Below are 17,238 nucleotides of genomic sequence, written 5' to 3'. Positions count from 1 at the left end.
GTAGGCCGTGCGGGATTCGAACCTGCGACCAACGGATTAAAAGTCCGCTGCTCTACCAGCTGAGCTAACGACCCGAAGAAGAAAGATTATAGGGGGTGCCCGGGATTCTGTCAAACCTAACGGGCAACTTTTTCCCCGTTTTTACTTTTTACCGGCCCGTTCCTTGGCGGCCTGGGCCGCGCTGGAGTCCGGGTAGCGCGAGATCAGCGCGTTCAGCGTCTTGGTCGCGTTCGGCTTGTCTTTCAGCTCCGTGTAGCAGCTGGCGATGTTGAGCATGGCGTCGGGCGCCTTCGGGCTGTCCGGGTAGTGTTTCAGCACGGCCTGCTGGGCCGTGATGGCGCTCTTGCAGTCGCGCTGGGCGTAATAGGCATTGCCCAGCCAGTATTGCGCATTGGCCGCGTAGGCCGATTCCGGATAGCGCTTGACGAAGCCGTCCAGGGCCGTCACGGCGCCCTTGTAATCGCCCGACTTGAACAGGCCGAACGCGGATTCGTACGCGCTTTGCTCGGACACGCCCACGGCCGCTTCCTGGCCGTCGATGGTGACCTGGCGCGGTTCGAGCTTGCGCAGGCGCGCGTCGATGTCGGTGTAGAAATCCTTCTGGCGTTTTTGCGTGTTCGCCAGGTCGTTGCCCAGCACTTCGATCTGGCCGCGCAGGCGGGCGATCTCTTGCATGGTCTGGTCGTGCTGGTTGAGCAGGCTCAAGGTGCTGGTCTTGTCCGCCTTGGCATCGATGCGGCTGTTCAGGTCGCGCGCCATGGCGTCGACCTTGGCGCGCAGCTCCAGGATGGCCTTGCGCGCTTCGTCGTCATCGAACAGGGCGGCGTTGGCGTGCAGGGGCAGGTAGGCAAACGCGGCCATCAAGGCGGCGGCGACGCCGGCTTTCGAGAATGTCATCATGGGTCGGGCTTTCTAAGGTTACGCAAACATGCAAACGGGGCGCCGGGCGGTGAATCACCGCGCTGCGCCCCATTATTATGCCTATGACTGGCCAGTTAGGTAAGCGTCAATGCTTGCGCGCTCACCCGTCAACATCAATAAACGATGTCAGCGCGGCGGTTTTCAGCCCATGCTGCTTCGTTGCTGCCTTGTGCTTTAGGCTTTTCTTTGCCCAGCGACACGGCTTCCATCTGGCCTTCCGGCACGCCCAGGGCAGCCATCGACTTGCGCACGGCTTCGGCACGTTTCTGGCCCAGGGCCAGGTTGTACTCAGCGCCACCGCGTTCATCGGTGTTACCTTGGATCAGGATCTTGCGCGATGGGGTTTTCACCAGGTAAGCAGCGTGGTTTTGCACGACTGGGGTGTCCGCTTCGCGCACGACGTACTTGTCGAAGTCGAAGTAGATGCTGCGGTTAGCCAGCACGCCTTTTGGATCGTCCAGTGGATCGACCGATGCGGTCGTTACTGGCTGAACTTGACGGGTGTCAACTGGAGCGACGACTTTTTCAGGAGCGCGCTCGACCACTGGGGTCTCTGCTACTTTGACTGGGGTGCTGCAGGCGGACAGCAGGGCTGCGGTAGCGGCGATGAAAGCCAAACTTTTAAAGTTACTCATTTTTATTCTCCGGGTCATGGTTAAAGGTGAAACTGTACAGCATTTACTTCATAAAAGGACCCCAGGTGGGCTCCTTGATATTGCCAGCTTGCGTAGTCAAACGCTGTTTGACGCGGCCATCCACCGATACCACTGCCAGCGACTTGCGTCGTCCGGATTCGGTCGCGTACATGATATATTTCCCGTTGGGCGAAAAGCTCGGTGATTCGTCGTTGGCGGTGTCCGACAGGCGCAGTTCCTGGCCACTAGCCAGGTCGAGCGCGTAGAGCTGGAAATTGCCGTCGCGACGGGAAATATAAGCGAGTGTCTTCCCGTCGGACGAAATCCGCGGGCTGATGTTGTAGGAGCCGCCAAACGTCACGCGCTTGGCTTCGCCGCCGCTGCTCGACATGCGGTAGATCTGTGGTCCGCCGCTGCGATCGCTGGTGAAGTAAATGCTTTGGCCATCGGCCGAGAATTGGGGTTCCGTATCGATGCCGCTGCTGGTGCTGACGCGGCGCAAGCCGCTGCCGTCGGCATTGACGGTGTAGACCTGGGTATGGCCATCGCGCGACAGGGCCACGGCCAGGCGCGAGCCGTCCGGGCTCCAGCTGGGCGCCGAATTGCTGCCTTTTTCATTCGATACGATGGTGCGCTGGCGCGTCACCAGGTTTTGCACGTAGACGATGGGTTTTTTCTTTTCAAACGACACATACGCCACCTTGGTGCCATCCGGCGACCACGACGGCGAAATGATCGGCTCGTTCGAGCGCAGGGCGACCTGGATGCCTTCGCCATCGGCGTCGGCGATTTCCAGCCGGTATTCGCGGCCCGATTGCGTGACGTAGGCGATGCGCGTGGCGAACGCGCCTTTGACGCCCGTCAACTTCTCATAGATGTCATCGGCGATCTTGTGCGCCAGCAAGCGGTTGAACTGCGGCGCGGCCGCATTGTTCATGCTGGAGATCTGCGCGCCCTTGATGGTGTCGAACAGCTTGTAGCGCACGTCCAGGCGGCCATCGGCCATGCTTTGCACGCTGCCGGCCGCCAGCGCGTCGGCGCCGCGCGATTTCCACTGCTCGTAGCTGACGGGCGCCGTTTCCGCCACGGGCGCATCGGCGTCGATCAGCTTGAACACGCCGCTGCGCGCCAGGTCGGCCTTGATGATGCCGGATAACGATTGCGGCGCCGCCGATTCATTGACAAAGGTGGCGACAGCCACCGGGATCTGGTTGCTGCCGATCCCCGTAATCTCCACGCGCAGCTGCGCCTGGGCGCCGGCCGCGCCCAGCATCAGGCCGGCGCAGAGCACGACGTAGCTCATTTTTTTCATGGTCATCATTTAGGCAAATCCTTCATCTCGAATATGAGTTCAATCTCGCGTTCCACGGTGCCGTCTTTTTTCTTCGGCAGTGGCGACGATTTATTAATGGCGTTTTCCACCGAGCTGTCATACGCCGGCAGGCCGCTACTTTTTATCTTTCGGACCGAAATAATTTCCCCAGTTGGCAGTTGCTCGATCTTGAACACGGCGCGCGGGTTGCCCGGCACGTCCGTGCTACCGCTGTACGCGATATTGCTCTTGATCTTGCTCGTCAGGGCAGCGACATAGCCGCTGTCCTTGCGTGGCGCGGTCGCTTTCGCGGCCGTGCCCGTTGTGCCATTGCCTGCCTGCGCCATCATCCGCTTCATGTCATCGGCATGCAATTTGTCGGCAGCGGCATTTTCCGCCGCCGCTTTCTTGGCCTTGGCGGCTTTTTCCGCCGCAGCTTTCTTCTCAGCCAATTCTTTCTCGGCCTTTTCTTGTGCTTTTTCTTTCTCTTTTTCGAGCTTGGCTTTCTCCAGCTTGTCAGCCTTTTCTTTCTCGAGCTTTTCAGCCTTGTCTTTTTCTTTCTGCTTCTGTTTTTCCAGTTCGCGCTTTTCTTCCTCGCGTTCCTTCTGTTCCTGCTTGCGGCGTTCTTCCGCTGCCGCTTTCTCTTCTTTCAGCTTGGCCTTCTTGCGTTCCAGGGCGATTTCCGCCTCGCGCAGGTCGACTTTCGGCTCGGGCGCGGCCACGGGCGGCGGTGGCGGCGGGGCCGGCTGTTCCACTTCCGGTTCCGGCGGCGGCGCCGGTGTCGGCTCCGGTTCCGTCGCCACGTCGGGCGGCGGCGCGGCCGTTTGTACTTTCAGGTCCCACACTTCCGCTTCGACGGCGACAGGTTCCGTATTTTGCCAGTGTACGCCCACCCACAGGAAAAACAGCAGGCCAAGGTGCATCGCCAGCGCCAGGCCCAGCGAGGGCCAGCGGCTGCGTTCGCGCGGCACGCTGTAGGGCTTGCCGAGTACATGGTCGATTTGTTTGTTCTGCAAAGTCTAGTCTATCTAAAAACGGTCAAGTCTGGAAACAGGGTGCTGCGCTTACTTGGTGGCCAGGCCGACGCGGGTAATGCCCATCTTTTTCGCTTCCGAAATGAGCTGGATCACATCGTCGTACTTGCTTTCCTTGTCGCCCGCAATCATCACGGGATAGTCGGGATTGCTTTCGTGCAAGCCGCGCAGCTTGCGCAGCAGGGCGTCGCGGTTCGGTTCCGTTTCCGGCGACAGTTGTTCCTTGCCGATCACGCCGATCGACAGCGAACCATTCGGTTTCAGCACGATCTGAATATAGTCATCGGGCGGTTTCGCCGACTTTTCCGCGTTGGGCAGGTTCACCACGCTGGGATTGTTCGACGACGGCATCACCATGAAAATGATCAGCAGCACCAGCATCACGTCGATGTACGGCACGACGTTGATCTCGGACTTGAACTTGCGGCCGCGGCCGCCGCGCATGCCGCCGCTATTGAAGGAAGAACCCATGGACGCTGCTCCCTCTTAGCGCGACTGGCGCTGCAAGATGTTGGAGAATTCCTCGACGAAGCTCTCGAAGCGGATCGCCAGGCGGTCGATGTCGTGCGAAAAACGGTTGTAGGCGACGACGGCGGGAATGGCCGCGAACAGGCCGATGGCGGTGGCGATCAGCGCTTCGGCAATGCCGGGCGCGACGGCGGCCAGGGTGGCTTGCTGCACGTTGGCCAGGCCGCGGAAGGCGTTCATGATGCCCCACACGGTGCCGAGCAGGCCGATGTAGGGCGAGACGGAGCCGACGGAGGCGAGGAAGGCCAGGTGCGATTCGAGTACGTCCATTTCACGCTGGAAGGCGGCGCGCATGGCGCGGCGTGCACCGTCGAGCACGGCGCCGACGTCCAGCGCTTCGCGCGAACCGTAGGACGCTTTGCCCTTGATGAATTCGCCCATGCCGGCGTCGAAGATGCGGGCCAGCGCGCCGCTCTGATCGCGGTTGCCGCTGGCGTTCTGGTGCAGCGCATGCAGGTTGCCGCCGGCCCAGAAGCTGCGTTCGAATTCGATGGTTTGCTTGCGCGCCTGGCGCACGGCAAACATCTTGCGGAAAATGTAGGTCCAGCTGGTCAGGGAAATCAGCAGCAGCAGGGCCATGATCAGTTGCACGATCAAATGGGCATTGGAGATGAGCGCGAGGAAAGAAAGATCTTGTGTAACGTTCATTGGCTGGCAGTCTGTTGGGTGAATTGTCCGGGGGGGCGGGTAGGGCTCAGGCGGCGCGCATGCGGGCCGCGACGGCATCGGGCACGGCGCGCGGGCGCAATGCCGAATCGACGCAGCCGACCTTGACGCGCGCCGTGTTGAGCAGGCGGTCGCCGCACCAGGCTTGTTGCAGGAAAACGATGGAGGCACGCCCCATTTTCTCTATGCTTAAGGTTAATCTTACCGTGTCATCGAGCCTGGCTGGCGCATGATAGTCGGCGTTGACGCTTTTGACAACGAACATCGCGTCGTGCTGTTCCAGCAATTCCTGCTGGCCCACGTCGATGGCGCGCAGCCATTCGGTGCGCGCGCGTTCGAAGAATTTCAGGTAGTTAGCGTAATAGACGATGCCGCCGGCGTCGGTGTCTTCATAGTAGACACGTACGTTCCAGGTAAAGACTGAAGGCATGTTTATTGCGCCAGTAGTGAGATTGAGCAACATTTTACGCGATTTTTCTTCTTGTGACTGTGGGCGCTTGCTGGAAAGCCATGCAAAAGCGGCATATAAGTTGCACCGCAGCATTGTAAATCCGGGGTAGGCAATGGCAAGCCTCGTAACATACGCTTACAAGCCGCCGCCAGGTTTAAGCCCGGCTTAAGCGCCGCGCTCACGTCGCTGGGCGGCCTGTGGCCTCGCCCGGGCTACGGTGGCGCGCGGCGATTATAGCCGCACCGTTGCATTCCTTGCTCAATTTGGGCACTTAACTTACAATTTGACTTCCATTACGTCTCACGTGACTGGCGAAAAGTCGGCGATCTCCAAGAATGGCGATCGGCAAACCGGCGAAAGGTGGGCATCCACCGGGAAACGTGAGATTTTTCATCAGCCGTTCGCCTGGGTAGCCACTATGGAAAAGCACGAAGAGGCTGCCTGTCCAATGTTGTTATTCACTTAACGCCGGCTCCCCTCATTCGATCCAACCTGCCAGTACAAGCACCCTCATACTTGGAGTTTTTACATGTTTGCAAAAGATCACAACCTCGCCAACGTCGACCCTGAATTGTTCGCCGTCATTCAAAAAGAAAACGTGCGCCAGCACGATCACATCGAGTTGATCGCGTCGGAAAACTACACGTCGCCAGCCGTAATGGAAGCGCAAGGCTCGCAGCTGACGAATAAATATGCCGAAGGCTATCCAGGCAAGCGCTACTACGGCGGCTGCGAATACGTCGACGTGGCCGAGCAACTGGCCATCGACCGCGTCAAGCAGCTGTTCGGCGCCGAATGCGCGAACGTGCAGCCGAACTCCGGCTCGCAGGCGAACCAGGGCGTGTTCTTCGCCATGTTGAAACCAGGCGACCTGATCATGGGTATGTCGCTGGCCGAAGGCGGCCACCTGACCCACGGCATGCCGCTGAACATGTCCGGCAAATGGTTTGACGTCGTTTCCTACGGTTTGACGGCGGAAGAAGACATCGACTACGAGGCGATGGAACGCCTGGCCCGCGAACGCAAGCCGAAGCTGATCATCGCCGGCGCCTCGGCCTTCTCGAAAAAGATCGACTTCGAGCGTTTCGGCAAGATCGCCAAGGAAGTGGGCGCCTACTTCATGGTCGACATGGCTCACTACGCGGGCCTGATCGCCGCCGGCCTGTACCCGAACCCGGTGCCGTTCGCCGACTTCGTCACCTCGACCACGCACAAATCGCTGCGCGGCCCGCGCGGCGGCATCATCCTGATGAAGGCCGAACACGAAAAAGCCATCAACTCGGCCATCTTCCCCGGTATCCAGGGCGGCCCGCTGATGCACGTGATCGCCGGCAAGGCCGTCGCCTTCAAGGAAGCGCTGAGCCCTGAATTCGTCGAATACCAGAAGCAAGTGATCAAGAACGCCGACGTGCTGGCGAAGACCCTGATCAAGCGCGGCCTGCGCATTGTGTCCGGCGGCACCGAATCGCACGTCATGCTGGTCGACCTGCGCGCCAAGAACCTGACGGGCAAGGAAGCCGAAGCCATCCTCGGTTCCGCGCACATCACCTGCAACAAGAACGGCATCCCGAACGACCCGCAAAAACCTTTCGTCACCTCGGGCATCCGCCTGGGCAGCCCGGCGATGACGACGCGCGGTTTCAAGGAAGCGCAAGCGGAAGAAGTGGGCAACCTGATCGCCGACGTGCTGGACAACCCGCATGACGCCGCCACCATCGAGCGCGTGAAAGCGGCAGTGAAAGTGCTGGCCGACGCGCACCCGGTGTACGCAGCATAATTATTTGTCCAGAATGTGTCATACGGAGTAAGATTCTGTATGACACATTCCTTCGTGCCCCAGGGCGCCCGGAGTGATTCGGGCGCCCTTTGTACAAGGGCGGCGATTTCCCGTAATTATTACTATAAAGTTGTAGCCAGCCCATGAAATGTCCATTTTGCCAGCACGGCGATACCCAGGTTCTCGATACGCGCGTATCGGAGGAAGGGGATGCCATTCGGCGCCGCCGGCGCTGCGGCAAATGCGACAAGCGGTTTACCACATACGAACGCATTGAACTTATCATGCCGGCCGTCGTCAAAAAGAATGGCAGCCGGACGGAGTTCGCTGCGGATAAGTTGCGCGGCAGTTTGATGCTGGCCTTGCGTAAGCGTCCCGTCGCGGCCGCCTCTGTGGATACGGCCATCGCGTCCATCCAGGAAAAACTGCTGACCAGCGGCTTGCGTGAAGTCGATTCCGGCTATATCGGCGAACTCGTCATGCAGGAACTCAAGCGTCTGGACAAGATCGCCTACATCCGCTTTGCTTCCGTCTACAAGAATTTCGAAGACCTGGCCGAGTTCCAGGATGCGATCGCCGAAGTGGGGCAGGCACGCGGCAAGCCCTGATACTCGCTTTGCCGATAGCGGGGCCGCTCATGCGCCCCGTTTTCGCCCCCCGTGTTCACCACGCCAGCGCTTGCCTGGCAAGCGGCCTGATCAATAACTACGCCGTTCCTCTCCCCTTATCGCTGCGCTGTTTGCGCTAGCGCAGATCCCGATTTTTGTGCGCGCCTATCGTGTAGCTGGGCCGCCTGTTCTTGCGACTCTTTCTGCGGAAGGGAGCAAGGCATGCGCAATGGCGGTCGCGATAAGTTTCTGGCGGATGGCAGCAGCCTCGTCGAGGTGCTGGTGTCGCTGCTGCTGTTGGCGCTGGGCTTGCTCGGTGCCAGCATCTTGCAATTGAACTCCCTGCGCGCGCGCCATGAATCGGCGCTGTTGTCGGCGGGCGCGCAACTGGCCGCCGGCATGGCCGAACGCATGCGCGCGAATAGCGTGCTCATGAATGGCCCCGATACGGGCAATCCCTATCTGAAGGTGGAATACGCGGCGGCGGACGGCGCCGACGCGGGCGGCGGTGCGCCCGACTGTTTCGGCGCTGCCGCCTGCGGCGCGGCCGAACTGGCGCAATTCGATATCGCCGAATGGAAGCAGGTGCTGCAATCGGCCTTGCCCGGCGCGCGCCTGCGCATCTGCCGCGACCTTGCCGCATGGGACGCTGCCGCCCAAGGCTTGCACTGGGCGTGCAGCGGCGGCAAGGGCGCGCCCATCGTCATCAAGCTGGGCTGGCGCACCCGCCTGTCCGATGGCCAGCCCGCCGTGGATGCGGCAAACGAGTCGCTGCCCAGGCTGGCACTCCAGTTGGGCGGAGGCGGCGCATGAGCGGCACGCACGCCATTCGCCGGCATTGCGGCATGAGCCTGGTCGAATTGCTGGTGGCCCTGTCGCTGGGTGCGCTGCTGATGCTGTCCGCCAGTAGCGTGCTGCTGGCCACCAGCGGCAGTTATGGCGACCAGTCCGCCAGTGCGCGCCTGGACGACAATGGCCGCTATGCGCTCGACACCATTGCCCGCGCCGTGCGCCAGACGGCGTATGTGAACTGGGACAGCAGCGCCGCGCCCGTCGCCCATGCCGATCACGACAGTGCGAATGTTGCCGGGCTCGACGCGCGCAGCCTGGGCAAGAACAGCGAAGGCATCAGCGGCGCCTTGCCCGGCGCCCTGCATGGCAGCGACGTGCTGGCCCTGCGCTATTACGGCGCCGGCAAGGACGAGGGCGGCGATGGTTCCGTGCTCAATTGCGCCGGCTTCGGCGTAGGTGCCGCCCAAACGGAGGCGCAGCGGGGCTGGAGCATTTTCTATGTGGCGCAGGGCGCCGATGGCGAAGGCGAGCTGCGCTGCAAATACCGTGGCGCGAACGGCTGGGCCGCGGACGCCGTCATCCGCGGCATCGACGCTTTCCAGGTGCTGTATGGCCTCGACACGGATACGCCGCCGGACGGCGTGGCGAACCGCTATGTCAACGCCAGCGCGCTCGACGCCTACGATGCGGCGCTGGTGCTGGCGGGTGCGGATGCGGCCGCGCGCCAGCGCGATTTGCGGCGGCGCACGCACTGGAAGCGCGTGGCCTGCGTGCGCGTGGCGCTGTTGCTGCATGGCGAGGCGGGCCAGGCGGACAAGATGGCGGAACTGGGGCCGGCGCAGTTCGACCTGTTCGGCAAGGCGTATGCCGAGGCGCACGGCGCCGATGACACGGGCGTGCGCATCGCGCGCGCGTCCTTGCCTGCCGCGACGCGTTCGCGGCTGCGGCAACTGGTGCAGACGAGCATCATGCTGCGCAACGGGCCGGCGTAGGCGGACGGCGCGATGGCTGGCGCGAGCGTTACCTGTTGCTTGCCTCCTTGCTTGCCTTGTTGTTCACCTCGTGCGCGCCACGGTGGCGCCACCCTTGTGTATGTGCTGGGCCTGCTGGTGATTATCTTGCTGCTGGGCATATCGGCGGCGCAGATGGCCTTGCAGGGCGAAAAGGCGGCACGCGGCGAGCGCGACCGGCAGATCGCGTTTCAGGCGGCGGAGGAGGCATTGGTGGATGCGCAGAACGATATCGAAGGCTTGCCCGGCGCGCCGGGACGCAGCAGCCTGTTCGCGCCAGGCAGCGCGGCCGGGTTCACGGATGGCTGCGGTGACGGCGGCGCGCTGGGCCTGTGCCTGCCCGCAGCGCCAGATGCGCCGGCGCTCTGGCTGAGTACGGACCTCGATGGCGCCGAAGGGAGCAGCCGCGCCGTGCCATATGGCCAGTTTACGGGCGCCGTCATGCAGACGGGGCAGGGTTTCCTGCCGTCGCGCCTGCCCCGCTACCTGATCGAATTGCTGCCGTTTCACCCGCCCGGCGCGCAGGCGGCGACGGTGGCTGGCGGCCTGGCCACGGAAAGCTATGTGTACCGCATCACGGCCATCGGTTTTGGCGCGCAGGAAAGCACGCAAGTCGTGCTGCAAAGTTATTACCGCAAGCAGGCGGCCGGGGCGGCGCCATGAGGACTTGGTCATTCGCTTTGTGGTCCGCCTGGCTGCTGCTGATCGGCCTGTTTTGCCTGGCTTGCGGCGCCGCCCTTGCGGCCGCACCTTCCGTGACGCTGGCGCGGGCCGACGCGGGCTTGCACGGCGCCAGAGTGCCGCCGAACCTGCTGCTCAACCTGTCCCTCACGCATGCGGCGGCCGCTGCCGCGCACGGCGGCGATTATGCGCCGCAGCGCGAGTACCTCGGTTACTTTCATGCGCGCATGTGCTACAGCTATCCGTACCGCAGCAAGGATGGCGTCATGCTGCCGGACTTGCGCGTAGCGACCGCTTACTTCTCCGTGCTGAAGCCTGCCGATGCGCTGCACGGTTGCGGCGGCGATAGTTTTAGCGGCAACTTTCTGAACTGGGCCAGCGCCAGCATGCTCGACATCGTCCGTTACGCGCTGACGGGCGGCGACCGCGTCATCGACGAGGTGCGCAAGACGGTGTTGCAGCGCGCCTGGCTGCCCGATGCCGGCAGCCCCATCGACTTCTATGCCCACCCTGTCTTTTTCCCGCGCAAAGTCTTGCAGACCGGCGTGGCGGCGGCGACGCCATTTGCGCTGGCGCAACTGGCCATCGTTTCCTGCCGCAACCGCCTGCTGTTCGGCGACGCCAGCACCCCCCCGGGCGGCAGTTGCGACGCGCCCGGCTTTGCTGCCACGCACGGCATGTTCCTCGCGCGCGTGCGCGTGTGCGATGCCGATGAAGGGCCGCTGCGCGACGACTTGTGCCTCGCATATGGCAAGAACTACAAGCCGGTGGGCGCCATGCAGCGCCATGGCGGCAGGGTGCGCGTGGGCGTGTTTGGCCACTTGAACGGCGTGTCCGCCAGCGCCGGCCCCGTGTATGGCGGCGTGCTGCGCGCGCCGTTGGCCCACGTGGGCAGGCTGCGCTGGACGGCGCCTGATTTTTTGCCGCAAGACAATGCCGGCGCCGAGTGGAATCCCGCCACTGGCGTCTATATGTCTGAAGCTGCGGGCCCTGGCGGCGGGGTGACCGCTTACATCAATGGCCTGGGCCGCGGCAATGCCGGGCATCCGGGCGCGTATGCGAGCGCGGCGCCGCTGGCCGAATTGCTGTACGAATCGCTGCGCTACCTGCAGGGGCGGCAAGCGAGCGCCGCAGTGCCTCCTGCCACGGCTCCGCCTGCCATCGATGGCGGCTTGCCGGTCGTGGCTCCATGGAGCGACCCGCAAACGGCCAGTTGCCAACGCCACATCGTCGTCAGCCTCGGCGATGCGGGTATGGCGGGCGACCGCTACGTGCCCGGCAATGTTCCTGTGACTCCCGCGTCAAGCGGCGACCGCGCCCGCGCGCCCGATGGTTTTGCGCCGCCGCCGTTCGATGCAATGGCCTGGACGCATGCGGTGGGCAGCCTGGAAAGCGGCGGCGCGCAGGGCAATCCCGCGCCACGGCCCGACCTGGCGGCGCTGGAATTGCTGGCCGACGGGATGGGCGGCGCCAGCTACCATGCGGCGGGCCTGGCCTACTGGTCGCATATGCAGGCCCTGCGTCCTGGCGGCAAGAACGACGGCCTTGCCAAGGTCGAGCACTATGCGGGCGACTTGCGCCAGGGCGACCCGGCCGGCGAATCTGCAGCCACTCCCGCCGCGACGCCCTTGTTGCTTACGGCTAAATATGGGGGCTTTCTCGATGCCAATGGCGACGCCAACCCCTACAAGAGCGCGGCGGGCAACGCGCTGGAGGAATGGAGCCTGGACGGCCGCTGGCCCGCCCATTACCTGCCCGGCAGTGATCCGGCCGCCTTGATCGCGGGACTGCGCGCAGCCTTTGCGGCCGCCGACAAGGGCAGCTTGCCGGCGGCGCTGGCAGGGCCGGCCCTGATGGCGCTGGCCAATGGCACGGAAGAGGCGTACTGGTTCCAGACGCAACTGCGCCTGGCCGATGGCAGCATGACCTTGTCGCGCACCGCGTTTGCCGTGGGCGCCGATGGCGCACTGCTTCCCGGCAAGCCAAGGTGGCGCGCCGGCGGGCTGGACAAGGAGGCGCCGGATGGAACGCCAGCGGCCTTGCGTCCCGTCTACACGCTCGACGCCAAGGGCGCCCTGATGCCGCTGGCCTGGACGCGGCTCGACGCGGAACAGCGCGGCGCGTTCGATGGCGGCGGCGACGGCCGGGGCGAGGCGAGGCTGGCGTATCTGCTGGGCCAGCGCGCGCACGAGGCGGGCCAGCCGGGCGGCTTCCTGCGGCGCAGGTCTGGCAGCCTGGGCGCGGCCCCATACGGCAATCTCGTGTACGTGGGCGCGCCGGGGCTGGGCATGCCGGGGGCGGGATATGGCTTGCACCGCCAGGCGCTGCTGCAGCGCCGGAAAATGCTGTATGCGGGCGCCAACGACGGCTTGCTGCACGCCTTCGATGCGCGCACGGGCAGCGAATTGTTTGCCTATCTGCCGCAGGCGCTGCTGCACGTTGCGGCAGCCGCTGCGAGTACTCACTACAGCCCCGGCCCGCTGCTCGACGGCGCCGCAGCCACGGCGGAAGTGCTGGCGGCGGGGCACTGGAAGACGGTGCTGGTGTCGGGCATGGGCGGCGGGGCGCAAGGCGTGTTTGCGCTTGACATCACGGACCCGGCGCGCTTCGCGCAAGACGGTGCGCTGTGGGAATTTACGGACCGCGACGACAGGCTGATGGGCAATGTGCGCGCGCCGCCCGCCTTTGCCCGCATCAATATGGGCGCCAAGGAGGGGGCGCCGGCCTACCGCGATTTCGCCATCGTCGCCAGCGGCTACAACAATTATGTAAACGACGGCAAGGACACGACGGCGCCCGCATCGGCCGCCGCCATCTTCCTGCTGGCGCTGGACAAGGCGCCCGGCACGCCCTGGATGTTGGGAAGTAATTACTTCCGCCTCAAGGTGCCCGTGGCCGGCGGCGGTGGCGATGGCGGCCATGACACTGATGCGGGCACGGATTCCATGCCCCAGGCGCTGGGCCCGCCCGCCGTGGTGCCGGGCGGCGACGGCGCGCTCGCGTATATGTATGCGGGCGATTTGCAGGGCAATATCTGGCGCCTCGACCTGGCTGGCGGGCCGCCGTGGAAGGATGGCCAGGGGCGCAAGCTCGTCTTTGTTGCGCGCGATGCGCAGGGCCGGCGCCAGCCCGTGACGCAGCAACTGAACGTGGCGTACGCGCCCGGTGGCGGCTATCTGCTGCTGTTCGGCACGGGCAAGCTGGCCGAGGCGGGCGATACCTGGCCTTCCGCCTTCCTGTCGCAGTCGTTTTATGCCGTGCACGACGATGTGCGCGAAACATCTCCCACGCGCAGCCGGGCCGACCTGGAGCAGCGCAGCCTGGGCGAGGCGGCGGGCGGCGTGCGCGTCGACGGCGCCGAGCTGCGCTATACGGGCAGCGACGCCATGCGCGGCTGGTACCTCGATTTTCTCAGTACGGCGCAGACGGGCGAACGCGGCATCAGCAGCCCCGTATTGGCCGCCGGCAAGGTGCTGTTCAATACCGTCCTGCCGGGGCGCGACGCTTGCGCCAGGCCGGCCACGCGCCTGTACGTGCTCGATGTGCTGAGCGGCTTTGCCGCCGACGGCGCCGGTGTCGTGCAGGCGGGCGAGCAGACGGGGCGCTTGTTCGATGGCCTGGCGCGCGCGCCGCCGCTGGCGCTGGAATTGAGCAGCACGGTGGGCGCCGCGACGGCGGCAGGGCGGGCCGAGGGGCGCAAGGAACTGGCCGTGCTGCAGCCGGGCTTGCCAGGCGCGGCCAGCGGGGCAGTGCTCAAGGTCGTCAGCGCGCCGCTGCCGGCCCGGCGCCTCAGCTGGCGCGAAGTGGCGAACTGGCGCGAATTGCATGAGGCGGCCAAGAAAAAATAGGCGTGGGCATGGCTGCGTGTCGCAAGTGACAAGCGTGCCGGCCTGCGCATCGTATCGGCTGGCGCTTGTTGGAAAGGGGGAAATCGCATGGGGACGTTGGCAAGGCAGGACCGGTTCGCCGCACACGGTGGCGTTCCTGCTGCCAATCTGCCGGGCTTCAGCCTGATCGAACTGTTGTCCGCGCTGGCAATCACGAGCCTGCTGCTGGCGCTGGCCGTGCCCGCTTATCACGGCCATGTCGTGCGGGCCAAGCGGGTGCAGGGGCAGGCGTTCCTGCTGCGGCTGATGCAGCAGCAGGAACGCTATTATTCGCAAAACAATCATTATCTGGCCTTTTCCTCGGCCTCGCCGGCACCGCAGGCGCAAGCATTTCCATGGTGGTCCGGCGACGGAGGCGTGGCCGGCAGCGCGTATGAAATCGAGGCGCTGGCCTGTCCCGGCCTGGCAATCGGGCAATGCGTGCTGTTGCGGGCCATGCCGGGCACGTCCAAGGTCGACGCGCAGTTCCAGGATGCCGATTGCGGCGTGCTGTCCTTGAGCAGCACGGGCCAGCGCGGCAGCAGCGGCCCCGCCAGCCATTGCTGGCCCTAGTTCATGGCCACGCACCAGCGGCCACGGTGGATAGGGCATACTTTGCTCGAATTGCTGGCCGTGCTGGCGATTGCCGCGCTGCTGGCGGCCGCGGCCTTGCCCAGCTTGCAGCATGTGCTGGCGCGCCAGCAGGTGCGCGCGGCGGCCACGGACTTGTTTTCGGCCATCGAATTGACGCGGGCGCAGGCGATGGCGCGGGGCCGGCGCGTGCTGCTGATGCCGGCAGGGTCCGGTGGCACGGACTGGAGCGCGGGTTGGCTGGTGTTTATTGACAGCAATGCCAACCTGGCGTTCGACGGTGGCGACGAATTGCTGTTCCGCCAGGACCCGCTGCCGGCGGGCATCACGGTCCAGTTCGTGTTTTCCTCGGCCACGGTGCCGTTTTATATCGCCTACAATGCTGCAGGACGCAGTTGCAGCGCGACCAATAGCCTGGCGGCGCGCTGGGGCACCTTGTCCCTGACTTTGGGAAAGCAGGTGCGCCATATTAAAATCAATATGCTGGGCAGGGTGCGCGTGTGCGACCCGCAGCAGCAAGCGGCCAATTGCAGCGGCGTGGCCGACAGTTCCTGACACGATTGACCAATGACTCACCTTCAAGCAAAGAAGCCCGTGGAAATACTCAACGATATCGATGGCATGCGCCTGGCGCTGGAATGGGCGGCGCGCGGTTTATACACGACCTCGCCCAATCCCCGCATCGGCTGCGTGATCGTCCGCGATGGCCAGGTGATCGGCGCCGGCGTGACGCAGGCGGCGGGACAGGATCATGCCGAAGTGCAAGCGCTGGCGAATGCGGCGGCGCGCGGCAACGACGTGCGTGGCGCCACCGCGTATGTCACTTTGGAACCGTGCAACCACCATGGCCGCACGCCGCCCTGTTCCGATGCGCTCGTGCGCGCGGGGCTGGGACGCGTCGTGGCCGCCATGACGGATCCGAATCCGCTGGTGGCGGGGCAGGGACTGGCCAAGCTGGAAGCGGCTGGCATTGCCGTCACTACGGGCGTGCTGGCGGACGAGGCATATGAAATGAATATCGGCTTCTTTTCGCGCATGCAGCGCGGCAAGCCGTGGGTGCGCATGAAAACGGCGGCCAGCCTGGACGGCATGACGGCCTTGCACAACGGACAAAGCCAGTGGATCACGGGGCCGCAGGCGCGCGCCGACGGCCATGCGTGGCGCGCGCGCGCCTGCGCCATCCTGACGGGCATTGGCACGGTCAAGGCGGACGACCCGCAACTGAACGTGCGCGCCGTCGAAACGCCGCGCCAGCCGCGCCGCATCGTCGTCGACAGCCGGCTCGACATCAGCCTCGACGCGCGCATCTTGCAGGGCGGCGGCACGTGGATCGTGGCGGCCGTGGCCAACCCGGAGAAACAGGCGCAACTGCAGGCGCTCGGCGCGGAAGTCATCCTGTTGCCGAACGCGGCCGGCAAGGTCGACCTGGCCGCGCTGATGCTGGAACTGGGACGCCGGCAAATCAATGAAGTCCACGTCGAGGCCGGCACCAGGCTGAACGGCTCGCTGATCCGCGAAGGCTGCGTCGACGAGCTGCTGGTCTACCTGGCACCCACCTTGCTGGGCGACGCGCAAGGCATGTTTGCCTTGCCCGCATTGACGGATATCAAACAGCAGCGCACCTTGCAATTTCACCAGGTTCAGCAAGTGGGCGAAGATTTGCGTATCCTTGCAAGATTCGCGCAACGAAATTAACATTTTTACATTTTTATAGGGTTAGCTCCATGTTTACAGGAATTGTTGCCGCCATTGGCAAGATTGAAACCGTGCAAGCACTCGAAGGCGGCCTCGACGCAGGCGTGCGCCTGACCATCCACGCGGGCGGCTTGCCGCTGGCCGACGTGGCCCTGGGCGATTCGATCGCCATCAATGGCGCCTGCATGACGGTGGTGGAAAAGTCGGACACGGGCTTTGCCGTCGATGTCTCGCGCGAAAGCCTCAATTGCACCGTGGGCCTCGATACGACGACGGAAGTGAACCTGGAAAAAGCCCTGACCCTGGCCGAGCGCCTGGGCGGCCACCTGGTGTCCGGCCACGTCGACGGCCTGGGCATCGTGCGCAAGTTCGAAGCCGTGGGCGAATCGTGGGAACTGGTGATCGAAGCGCCGCACGAACTGGCGAAATACCTGGCCTTCAAGGGTTCCGTCGTCGTCAACGGCGTATCGCTGACCGTCAACCGCGTGGAAGACCTGGGCGCGGGCGCCGTCAACGGCTGCCGCTTTTCGATCAATTTGATTCCCCACACCATCGCCATGACGACCCTGAAACATTTGACGGTCGATGGCAAGGTCAACCTGGAAATCGATTTGATCGCCCGCTATGTCGAGCGGATGTTGTCGCTGGACAAGGCTGCCGCTTAACGCTAC

17 protein-coding genes, 1 tRNA gene and 1 riboswitch are annotated in these 17,238 nt (G+C 64.1%); of the genes, 10 read left to right on the top strand and 8 right to left on the bottom strand.

The window, feature by feature from the left end; genetic code table 11:
• Position 1 precedes the first annotated feature (1 nt).
• From IGS61_RS27160 to ybgC, 8 genes are all read right to left on the bottom strand, one after another.
• Positions 2-74 (bottom strand) — tRNA-Lys (locus IGS61_RS27160).
• Positions 75-141: 67 nt separating this feature from the next.
• Positions 142-900: a tol-pal system protein YbgF gene (gene ybgF / locus IGS61_RS27155; protein WP_230542413.1), complete on the bottom strand. Its 759-nt coding sequence runs from the start codon at positions 898-900 to the stop codon at positions 142-144.
• Positions 901-1,034: 134 nt separating this feature from the next.
• Positions 1,035-1,556 (bottom strand): peptidoglycan-associated lipoprotein Pal, encoded by a 522-nt coding sequence (gene pal, locus IGS61_RS27150; RefSeq protein ID WP_230542412.1) that lies wholly within the window; start codon positions 1,554-1,556, stop codon positions 1,035-1,037.
• A gap of 43 nt (positions 1,557-1,599) precedes the next feature.
• On the bottom strand, positions 1,600-2,868 hold the full coding sequence (tolB, locus tag IGS61_RS27145; RefSeq protein ID WP_230542415.1) for a Tol-Pal system beta propeller repeat protein TolB: 1,269 nt from the start codon (positions 2,866-2,868) through the stop codon (positions 1,600-1,602).
• 5 nt (positions 2,869-2,873) lie between these two features.
• Positions 2,874-3,884: a cell envelope integrity protein TolA gene (tolA, locus tag IGS61_RS27140; protein ID WP_230542411.1), complete on the bottom strand. Its 1,011-nt coding sequence runs from the start codon at positions 3,882-3,884 to the stop codon at positions 2,874-2,876.
• Between the two features lie 48 nt (positions 3,885-3,932).
• Positions 3,933-4,373, bottom strand: coding sequence for an ExbD/TolR family protein (locus IGS61_RS27135; RefSeq protein WP_223278896.1), 441 nt, complete (start codon positions 4,371-4,373; stop codon positions 3,933-3,935).
• A gap of 15 nt (positions 4,374-4,388) precedes the next feature.
• A complete protein-coding gene (gene tolQ, locus IGS61_RS27130; RefSeq protein ID WP_034759183.1) occupies positions 4,389-5,078 on the bottom strand; it encodes a protein TolQ in 690 nt (229 codons plus the stop codon).
• 46 nt (positions 5,079-5,124) lie between these two features.
• Positions 5,125-5,526, bottom strand: coding sequence for a tol-pal system-associated acyl-CoA thioesterase (gene ybgC / locus IGS61_RS27125; protein ID WP_230542410.1), 402 nt, complete (start codon positions 5,524-5,526; stop codon positions 5,125-5,127).
• Positions 5,527-5,841: 315 nt separating this feature from the next.
• Positions 5,842-5,965, top strand: a riboswitch (ZMP/ZTP riboswitch).
• A gap of 111 nt (positions 5,966-6,076) precedes the next feature.
• Here ybgC and glyA point away from each other — a divergent pair.
• From glyA to IGS61_RS27075, 10 genes are all read left to right on the top strand, one after another.
• On the top strand, positions 6,077-7,324 hold the full coding sequence (gene glyA / locus IGS61_RS27120; RefSeq protein ID WP_230542409.1) for a serine hydroxymethyltransferase: 1,248 nt from the start codon (positions 6,077-6,079) through the stop codon (positions 7,322-7,324).
• A gap of 143 nt (positions 7,325-7,467) precedes the next feature.
• Entirely contained in the window at positions 7,468-7,932 is a 465-nt protein-coding gene (gene nrdR / locus IGS61_RS27115; protein ID WP_086146069.1) for a transcriptional regulator NrdR, read from the top strand.
• Between the two features lie 222 nt (positions 7,933-8,154).
• The gene (pilV, locus tag IGS61_RS27110) at positions 8,155-8,745 is read left to right on the top strand and encodes a type IV pilus modification protein PilV (protein ID WP_230542408.1); all 591 of its coding nucleotides are present in this window, start codon (positions 8,155-8,157) and stop codon (positions 8,743-8,745) included.
• The gene (locus IGS61_RS27105) at positions 8,742-9,716 is read left to right on the top strand and encodes a PilW family protein (protein WP_230542407.1); all 975 of its coding nucleotides are present in this window, start codon (positions 8,742-8,744) and stop codon (positions 9,714-9,716) included. Before pilV ends, IGS61_RS27105 begins: the two co-directional genes overlap by 4 nt.
• Positions 9,717-9,812: 96 nt before the next feature.
• Positions 9,813-10,397: a pilus assembly PilX family protein gene (locus IGS61_RS27100; protein WP_230542406.1), complete on the top strand. Its 585-nt coding sequence runs from the start codon at positions 9,813-9,815 to the stop codon at positions 10,395-10,397.
• Entirely contained in the window at positions 10,394-14,263 is a 3,870-nt protein-coding gene (locus tag IGS61_RS27095; protein ID WP_230542405.1) for a pilus assembly protein, read from the top strand. The genes IGS61_RS27100 and IGS61_RS27095 overlap by 4 nt, the downstream gene beginning before the upstream one ends.
• Positions 14,264-14,350: 87 nt before the next feature.
• Positions 14,351-14,854: a type IV pilin protein gene (locus IGS61_RS27090; protein ID WP_230542404.1), complete on the top strand. Its 504-nt coding sequence runs from the start codon at positions 14,351-14,353 to the stop codon at positions 14,852-14,854.
• A 3-nt stretch (positions 14,855-14,857) separates the two neighbouring features.
• Complete coding sequence (locus tag IGS61_RS27085; protein ID WP_230542403.1) at positions 14,858-15,427, top strand: GspH/FimT family protein; 570 nt, start codon at positions 14,858-14,860, stop codon at positions 15,425-15,427.
• A 66-nt stretch (positions 15,428-15,493) separates the two neighbouring features.
• Positions 15,494-16,567 carry a bifunctional diaminohydroxyphosphoribosylaminopyrimidine deaminase/5-amino-6-(5-phosphoribosylamino)uracil reductase RibD gene (gene ribD, locus IGS61_RS27080; RefSeq protein WP_230542414.1) on the top strand — a complete coding sequence of 358 codons (1,074 nt, stop codon included), beginning with the start codon at positions 15,494-15,496 and terminating at the stop codon, positions 16,565-16,567.
• Positions 16,568-16,596: 29 nt separating this feature from the next.
• Positions 16,597-17,232 carry a riboflavin synthase gene (locus IGS61_RS27075; protein WP_070219574.1) on the top strand — a complete coding sequence of 212 codons (636 nt, stop codon included), beginning with the start codon at positions 16,597-16,599 and terminating at the stop codon, positions 17,230-17,232.
• Positions 17,233-17,238: the final 6 nt, after the last annotated feature.

It is taken from the genome of Janthinobacterium sp. FW305-129 (assembly GCF_020858115.1).
Classification (GTDB): Bacteria; Pseudomonadota; Gammaproteobacteria; order Burkholderiales; family Burkholderiaceae_D; genus Janthinobacterium.
Note: the sequence above shows the minus strand (reverse complement) of the source record. Positions and strands in the feature narration are given on the sequence as shown.

Coding starts and splice junctions, on each gene's coding strand:
- IGS61_RS27090 (WP_230542404.1), top strand. CDS start 14,351: ATGGGGACGTTGGCAAGGCAGGACCGGTTCGCCGCACACGGTGGCGTT.
- tolQ (WP_034759183.1), bottom strand. CDS start 5,078: ATGAACGTTACACAAGATCTTTCTTTCCTCGCGCTCATCTCCAATGCC.
- glyA (WP_230542409.1), top strand. CDS start 6,077: ATGTTTGCAAAAGATCACAACCTCGCCAACGTCGACCCTGAATTGTTC.
- IGS61_RS27105 (WP_230542407.1), top strand. CDS start 8,742: ATGAGCGGCACGCACGCCATTCGCCGGCATTGCGGCATGAGCCTGGTC.
- pilV (WP_230542408.1), top strand. CDS start 8,155: ATGCGCAATGGCGGTCGCGATAAGTTTCTGGCGGATGGCAGCAGCCTC.
- ybgF (WP_230542413.1), bottom strand. CDS start 900: ATGATGACATTCTCGAAAGCCGGCGTCGCCGCCGCCTTGATGGCCGCG.
- IGS61_RS27075 (WP_070219574.1), top strand. CDS start 16,597: ATGTTTACAGGAATTGTTGCCGCCATTGGCAAGATTGAAACCGTGCAA.
- IGS61_RS27085 (WP_230542403.1), top strand. CDS start 14,858: ATGGCCACGCACCAGCGGCCACGGTGGATAGGGCATACTTTGCTCGAA.
- IGS61_RS27095 (WP_230542405.1), top strand. CDS start 10,394: ATGAGGACTTGGTCATTCGCTTTGTGGTCCGCCTGGCTGCTGCTGATC.
- nrdR (WP_086146069.1), top strand. CDS start 7,468: ATGAAATGTCCATTTTGCCAGCACGGCGATACCCAGGTTCTCGATACG.
- pal (WP_230542412.1), bottom strand. CDS start 1,556: ATGAGTAACTTTAAAAGTTTGGCTTTCATCGCCGCTACCGCAGCCCTG.
- ybgC (WP_230542410.1), bottom strand. CDS start 5,526: ATGCCTTCAGTCTTTACCTGGAACGTACGTGTCTACTATGAAGACACC.
- ribD (WP_230542414.1), top strand. CDS start 15,494: ATGCGCCTGGCGCTGGAATGGGCGGCGCGCGGTTTATACACGACCTCG.
- IGS61_RS27135 (WP_223278896.1), bottom strand. CDS start 4,373: ATGGGTTCTTCCTTCAATAGCGGCGGCATGCGCGGCGGCCGCGGCCGC.
- tolB (WP_230542415.1), bottom strand. CDS start 2,868: ATGAAAAAAATGAGCTACGTCGTGCTCTGCGCCGGCCTGATGCTGGGC.